8 protein-coding genes and 1 pseudogene are annotated in these 6,433 nt (G+C 55.1%); all 9 read right to left on the bottom strand.

Annotated features, from left to right (window positions below):
- Positions 1 to 209 (bottom strand): annotated as a pseudogene (locus AC2VLY_RS01665) (hypothetical protein); the annotation flags it as partial.
- 60 nt (positions 210 to 269) lie between these two features.
- Entirely contained in the window at positions 270 to 2,726 is a 2,457-nt protein-coding gene (locus AC2VLY_RS01660; protein WP_486921670.1) for a VirB4 family type IV secretion/conjugal transfer ATPase, read from the bottom strand.
- Positions 2,727 to 2,757: 31 nt separating this feature from the next.
- Positions 2,758 to 3,057: a conjugal transfer protein TrbD gene (trbD, locus tag AC2VLY_RS01655; RefSeq protein ID WP_193651776.1), complete on the bottom strand. Its 300-nt coding sequence runs from the start codon at positions 3,055 to 3,057 to the stop codon at positions 2,758 to 2,760.
- 76 nt (positions 3,058 to 3,133) lie between these two features.
- Positions 3,134 to 3,487, bottom strand: a complete 354-nt coding sequence (locus AC2VLY_RS01650; RefSeq protein ID WP_310513908.1) for a TrbC/VirB2 family type IV secretion system protein — start codon at positions 3,485 to 3,487, stop codon at positions 3,134 to 3,136.
- An 86-nt stretch (positions 3,488 to 3,573) separates the two neighbouring features.
- Positions 3,574 to 4,122, bottom strand: coding sequence for a hypothetical protein (locus AC2VLY_RS01645; protein WP_486891732.1), 549 nt, complete (start codon positions 4,120 to 4,122; stop codon positions 3,574 to 3,576).
- Positions 4,100 to 5,290 (bottom strand): AAA family ATPase, encoded by a 1,191-nt coding sequence (locus tag AC2VLY_RS01640; protein ID WP_486891731.1) that lies wholly within the window; start codon positions 5,288 to 5,290, stop codon positions 4,100 to 4,102. Before AC2VLY_RS01640 ends, AC2VLY_RS01645 begins: the two co-directional genes overlap by 23 nt.
- Before the next feature lie 51 nt (positions 5,291 to 5,341).
- On the bottom strand, positions 5,342 to 5,536 hold the full coding sequence (locus AC2VLY_RS01635) for a hypothetical protein (RefSeq protein WP_486891730.1): 195 nt from the start codon (positions 5,534 to 5,536) through the stop codon (positions 5,342 to 5,344).
- A 54-nt stretch (positions 5,537 to 5,590) separates the two neighbouring features.
- The gene (locus AC2VLY_RS01630) at positions 5,591 to 5,902 is read right to left on the bottom strand and encodes an addiction module antidote protein (protein WP_193651773.1); all 312 of its coding nucleotides are present in this window, start codon (positions 5,900 to 5,902) and stop codon (positions 5,591 to 5,593) included.
- A 5-nt stretch (positions 5,903 to 5,907) separates the two neighbouring features.
- The gene (locus AC2VLY_RS01625; protein ID WP_193651772.1) at positions 5,908 to 6,204 is read right to left on the bottom strand and encodes a type II toxin-antitoxin system RelE/ParE family toxin; all 297 of its coding nucleotides are present in this window, start codon (positions 6,202 to 6,204) and stop codon (positions 5,908 to 5,910) included.
- Between the last annotated feature and the right edge of the window lie 229 nt (positions 6,205 to 6,433).

Below are 6,433 nucleotides of genomic sequence, written 5' to 3'. Positions count from 1 at the left end.
TTCTGCACCTGATTTTCAACGGACTGTATTTCTTCCTCGACGGACTGCGCCTGCTTGGCCAGTTTCGCTACTGAAGTGATTTCCTGGGTTAGCTGCTCGGGCAGGGTTGCCTGCAGGGGATTGATACCGATGCCGCCTCCCGCCAGCGCGGGAGCACTGGCAGTGGCAGTCAATACGGTCAGGGCAAGGACTGAAAAACGGATGCGCATGGGTCTCTCCTTCGGGTGACGTCACAAACGGATGATGATCTTATCGGCGGGACGGGAAACTCAGTACGATTCCCAGATGGATGCCGCTTCTGGCAGCCCGCGTTCCCGTAACCACCAGGCGGGCCAGGCCTCGCCATGATCATGGATCATTTCCCTGATACGGTTGATGGTCTCCGGATCCGATGCCCCCAGGAACGCCAGTTCTTCCAGACACAGACCCAGCTCAAAGAGCCGTCTCCCGTCCGGATGCATCATGTAGTACTGCCGCTTTGGTGTGGCGGTAGCCAGAATCTGTATCTGCCGGTCATTAAGCCCCATCGCCTGGTAAAAAGGACGACTGTTCTCCGTCATGGCTTCAGCGTTGGGCAACAGGATCTTGGTCGGACAGGATTCATGGACCACATCGGCAATTCCGGATTTCTGCAGATCCGATAGCGACTGGGTGGCAAAAATGACCGCCACGTTGGCTTTACGGAGCACCTTGAGCCATTCCCGGATTTTGGCCTTGAAGGTTTCATGCCCAAACATGACCCATGCCTCATCCAGAATCAGCAGGGTCGGCTGTCCACGGAAACGCTGTTCCAGCCGGTGAAACAGATAGGTCAGGACCGGCATCAGTACTTTCGGTCCCTTGTTCATCAGGTGCCCGATCTCAAAAACCTGAAAAACATCCTGGGCCAGACTGTCCGAGCTGGCATCCAGAAGACTTCCACCCGGTTCACCGAGGGTGTAATAGCGCAGGGATTCCTTGATGGGCGCACCACCCACGTTCTGGATGATGGTCAGAAAATGACTCATGGTCCGCTCTTCCGCCGTGGTATTGGCCCCCATCTGCTGCAGTGCGCGGCTGATCTCTTCCCGGATGACCGGGGTTGCAGACAATCCCTGCAGATCCAGAAGGCTCTCAATCCATTCTGCCGCCCAGTCACGCTCGGAAGCCTTGTCTACCTGCAGCAGCGGGCAGAAAGTCAGTTCTTCCCCCTCTCCCGCAATGTCATAATGTTCGCCACCGGCTGCAGATACCAGTGGATACATGGAATAGCCCTTGTCGAAAGCAAAAACCTGGGCACGGGGATACCGGAAATGCTGGGCGGCCAGAAGGGCCAGCAGCGTCGATTTACCAGCGCCCGTTGGTCCCAGTATTTCCGTGTGTCCCAGATCACCGGCATGCAGGCTCACCCGAAAGGGCGTGAAACCATCCGTACTCGCCCAGAACAGTGGCGGGGAATCAGGGGGATAGAACGGGCACGGATTCTGGTCCGGACCTGCCCAGACACTGGTGAACGGCAACAGGTGTGCGAGATTCAGGGTATGAACCAGTGGCCGGCGGACATTGGCTTTCGTATCCCCGGGCATGCTGCCCAGAAAAGCTTCCACGGCATTGACATCTTCGATGCGGGCACCAAATCCCTGATTTTCTATGGCCCGCTTGAGATCTCTGGCCTGGGATTCCAGAACAGCCAGATCCTCTTGGGCCAGCAGGATGACGCTCGTGTAGTAACCGAAGCGCACTGCACCCGAAGAGGCCTCACCAATGGCGGCAATGGCGTCTGTTGTCATGTTGTCGGCATCCACGTTGATATGGGTGGCCTGCCCGCCGCCATTTTCACGGACCATGTTCATCAGGCTCTTGCGCTTCTGACTCCAGCGCGAGCGATGGCTGTTGATGATCTTCTCCGCCTGAACCGGGTCCAGATAAATGAAGCGGTTAGACCACCGGTAACGAATGGGCATGCGTGACAGAAAATCCAGAATGCCGGGGAAACTCACCGACGGGAAACCGTCCACGGCAATGGCCATGATATGCTGGCGATCTACACGCGGCTGGAAACCGGTCACAAAATCATGACGACCGAGACGGGCATCCAGATAAGCCGGTGGCTCATCCTCCGGAAAACGGATGGGATGGGCATCAAAGCTGACGCAGGATTCCAGAAAGCCCAGCAATGGGCTGTCCAGAATTCCCTGGCTATCGGTCCTGTCGGCCAGGCGCCGTATTTTCAGGAATGAGGACAACCGGCCTTCAATTTCCAGCAGCCTGTCCTTGAAACTCTGCAGCGCCCTCTGACCCGCTCCTGTTTTGTCCGCTCCGCCCTCGACAAAAAGCATGGCGGCCTTGCCGGCAGCATCTGGTGGCGGAAACCAGGTCACGGTCAGCACATAACGGCTGGTATAGTGACGGGTTTCCGTATCGTATCGAAGCCGTCTAACGGCATCGATGAGCTGGGTGGTGCGATCCGGGAACGCCCCTTCCGGCGCGTATCCCGGCGCACGATCACGAACGGCATCGCAGTTCAGCACCCAACCATCACCCAGTGACAGGGCTGCGTTTATCCGTGTTCCCATCGCCGCCAGCTCGGCCTGAGTGGCCGAATCCAGATCAGGGCCGAGATAACTCCATCCTGCCAGAAAGCCTCCGGATTTGGTGAGAACAATCCCGTCGTCCACCAGAAATCCCCAGGGAAGCAGATCCGGCAGGCCCATGGCACGACTGCGAAATTCTTTCAGGTTCAGCATGATGTTCCTCGTCTGCAAAAAAGACCGGCTATCAGTATTTGCGCAGGCGCCCAAAGGGTGTTGCGGCTGATGGGTAAAACCTGCGGTAACGCAGGCTGCGGATGCCTATCCGCGACAGTATCGGATCGTGTTTTGCGGCCTGGGCAAGCGCCCACTGTCCCAGAAACCAGAGCAGAATCCCGAGTACGGCGCTCCAGACCTGATGCAGGCTGAAAATAAATACGGCCGCGATGATGCCGGTCATCATCACCAGGCTACGCTCTCCGCCCAGAATCAGATGGGGGCGGTTCAAAGAACTGTGAATGTCTACTTCCTGCCGGTTTTCATCCATATGCAGACCTGTTCCTGTGTATTCGGCTCGTTGAAATATCGTCAGAGAGAGGCACGGACCGTGTTATTGCTGAAATTCAGACCAGTGCTCCGGACAGTCCAAGAGCTGAAAGGAAGTTGTTGCCAAGAACAATAATGGCGATGGCCAGAACCAGATACAGCAGTTTTTTGGCTACGCCACCCAGCTCATCGCCCCCGAAAGCAAGAGCGGCGCCGGCACCCAGCAGTGCCACGACGGAAATGCCCGTGGCGATAGGGCCCGTCAGATCATTCTGCAGGGTTTGCACCGGTCCATCCCAGGGGAGGCCCCCTGAAGTGCTGGCCAATGCCTGACCGGCACCGGCAATGGTAAGAATAACCGCGCCGCCAATCCGGCGTCGCCAGCGGCGCATCTGCGCCTGAACGCGAGAAACAGATTCCATTTGTTGCATATTGAAGCTCCCGATGCGTGATCTACCCAGCCACGATGCTGGTCAACGACTATCAGGAAAATGGGAAAGGAAGTGGGGGTTGCCGGCTATGGAACTGAAGGATGAATATCCAGCAGGTTTAGCAGGTGATCGATCACAGACAGGTGTGATCTTTGATTTCGCAGTATGCCAGCGGTGACCTTTGACCAGTCTGCCCGGTGATCACGGGGCGGATATCCGTTCAGCAAGCTTTCCACACGCGTTTTCCAGTCCGTATTCACTGCATATGGGTCTTCACCCACCAGTTTGATCAAGGTTGCCTCCAGACATGGTTCGGAGCGCAACAGTATGATCCGTTTATTGAGTGCATTATTTTTCAAAACGCTGCGCGGGTTTTCTGTATCTGTATCATACATTGCAGCGACCTTGTCATAGCTGCTGCGCGCCTTCTCAGTCAGGGCTTTTCGTAGAACGTGGTCAGCACCCTTCCCCTTTGCATTTCTGATTGTCACGCTGATTCCGCAATCTCTGGGAACGAAAATGGATCGCACGTGTTTCAGAAATCCTTCTTCATCCGCACCCTCAACAACAATCAGTATCGTTTTGCGAACGCTCCAACGGTTCCGGGAATGATCAGACCTGGGGGATCGCGCCATACGCTCCCGCCATGTATTTTGCGTAGTGATTTTCATCGGCACGAATGCCTTCCACCTTGTCCAGCCGAATCGCTGCGCTTTCGCACTGATCATCCTTTTCAACCAGAATAACCTGCGACTTGTCCAGAATGTTCAGCACTTCCGGAGCATGGCAGGAAAAAAGCAGCTGAGCGTCGTACGGATTCATCTCGGCATTGGCAAAAAGATCAAGGATGGGTTCCAGCATGTGCGGGTGCAGATCACCCTCCAGTTCATCCACAACAGCAATGCCGCCACGTTCCAGGACAGACAGTATCCGCATCAGATGGATAAAAGCGCCCTTGGTACCACTGGACTCCATATGGAAAGGCAGCTCATGGGAGCCCGTTCTGGAAAGATGCTGGCCGTAGGGAATGGAAAGCACATCCGTCCTGTCCGGATTACCCCGATCAGTAATGGGAATATCACGAATCTGAACATCTGAAAGACCAAGATCCCAGGAAGAAAGTAACCTTACCATCTGCGCTCTTTGTTGCGGATTGTCCCGATAATACCTTGCCACTGAAGAGATCAGGTCATCCCCAGTCGGCAGCCGGCCCATATACGAAACGTTGGAAAAAACCATGGGACGCGCCATGGTTTGCGCCATGGGAACCCCATATTGCGCACCCCAGGAAATCAGGGATACATCCGGTCGCAAATTGACGATGGCCTCATCAGGCAAACCAAAATCCTGCTGGCGTACCACATAACCTTCAGCCTGCTCGTCATATTCCCGGACGAATACATATCGAAATTTGCTGGCAGGCCGGTGATAAAGCGCCTCACGCAAGACCCTCTTCCGGGTACAGACCAGTTCATAGCGCCAGAGTCTGCCATCAAAATCGAGAATGCAAGAAAACTCACTGGGCTGATCAGCGTAGGCAAAATGCGGAACAATAGGGATGTCGTTGCCTGCAGGGTTCTGAAATGACTCGGCGATAAACCAGCCAAGGAATGCCGCAGGCTTCAACAGTGCCGTCTTGCCTGCTGCATTTGCACCCAGAACAGCCATCACCTTGCTCACACGCTCCCCGGTTGGGCGTTCAGAAATCCAGTCCGAATCCCTGACTTTTTTGGTGACACGGAAATCAACCGTGGTTTGCTGAGCAAACGACTGAAAGTTTGAAAAGCTGTAGGCATGCAACATATTGGCCTCATAAAATGGCATAACCAACGAAATTCCGTTTATTATGTCATATCATGCCTGCAATATATAGAAAGCAACATCGCAACCGTTAATCAAAATCATCCTGGACGCGGCTAAAACAGACCCGCTCTTGCAGAGCATACCGTTGATTCCGAAAACGCCGAGAACTACTTCCGCATCCACTTTGGACATCTCCCCATGACGGGCCAGGGCGGCAATAAATTCGGTTTTGTTCGTCAGGGACATCTCTTTAAACAGGCGGGCCTGGTCAATGTAGGGAATAGCAAAGCCCGCGAGCTATCAGTGGGCGGCAGGTGCGGGTTCACCATGGGTCGGTTTGAAGGCAAGCTGCAGGCCAAGCGCCTGAGCGACTTTCACCACGGTTGCGAGGCTCGGATTGCCATCGCCTGAAAGGGCCTTGTCCAGCCCTTGGCGGCTCATTCCCACGTCGCGGGCAAGCTGGCTAAAGTTGCGGGCGCGAGCTACATCCCCAAGCGCCGCAGCGATCAGTGCGGGGTTGCCATCCTCCATCACGGCATCAAGATAGGCCGCAATATCGTCCTCGGTTTTGAGATAGTCCGCCGTATCGTAGCGGCTGAATTTGACTTCCATCTTGGTCACTCCTTCCACTGCGCTGCAATGGTTTTGGCCAGGGCAATGTCACGTTCCTGACTGCTCTTGTCGCCTCCACAAAGCAGCAGTACCACCAAGGGTCCGCGCTGCATGAAATAGACGCGATAGCCGGGGCCGTAGTCGATCCTCATTTCCGACAAGCCTTCGCCTACCGGCTTTACGTCGCCGGGGTTGCCAAGGCTCAAGCGTCGAATGCGCGCCTCAATCCTCGCACGGGCCTGACGATCACGAATGCCGACAAGCCAGCGGTCGAACAGGTCGGTTTTTATGAGCTCGATCATGTGACAACTATAATTGCTATTCTGGCATATGTCAACTGTAGCTGCTAATACAAACATCACTAATCGGATGATGGCACTCAAGGCTGGATGAATCACCGGACCACTTTCAGACCAGTTGTGTAATGAACGCACCATCCTTCCATCCGTTCACCTGCAGGATTTCATCAATAATGCGCCCTGTCGCGGTCCGGCGAATGCTGATGACCACATTGACGGCTTCCGCAATCAA

The sequence above is a fragment of the Acidithiobacillus sp. TH-A36 genome, assembly GCF_057473445.1.
This window is presented reverse-complemented; position numbering and strand designations above follow the sequence as displayed.

What these genes read in the sequence shown, in the direction of transcription:
- AC2VLY_RS01640 (WP_486891731.1), bottom strand. Translation starts at nt 5,290, where the DNA reads ATGTTGCATGCCTACAGCTTTTCAAACTTTCAGTCGTTTGCTCAGCAA.
- AC2VLY_RS01645 (WP_486891732.1), bottom strand. Translation starts at nt 4,122, where the DNA reads ATGGCGCGATCCCCCAGGTCTGATCATTCCCGGAACCGTTGGAGCGTT.
- AC2VLY_RS01625 (WP_193651772.1), bottom strand. Translation starts at nt 6,204, where the DNA reads ATGATCGAGCTCATAAAAACCGACCTGTTCGACCGCTGGCTTGTCGGC.
- trbD (WP_193651776.1), bottom strand. Translation starts at nt 3,057, where the DNA reads ATGGATGAAAACCGGCAGGAAGTAGACATTCACAGTTCTTTGAACCGC.
- AC2VLY_RS01630 (WP_193651773.1), bottom strand. Translation starts at nt 5,902, where the DNA reads ATGGAAGTCAAATTCAGCCGCTACGATACGGCGGACTATCTCAAAACC.
- AC2VLY_RS01660 (WP_486921670.1), bottom strand. Translation starts at nt 2,726, where the DNA reads ATGCTGAACCTGAAAGAATTTCGCAGTCGTGCCATGGGCCTGCCGGAT.
- AC2VLY_RS01650 (WP_310513908.1), bottom strand. Translation starts at nt 3,487, where the DNA reads ATGCAACAAATGGAATCTGTTTCTCGCGTTCAGGCGCAGATGCGCCGC.
- AC2VLY_RS01635 (WP_486891730.1), bottom strand. Translation starts at nt 5,536, where the DNA reads ATGTCCCTGACGAACAAAACCGAATTTATTGCCGCCCTGGCCCGTCAT.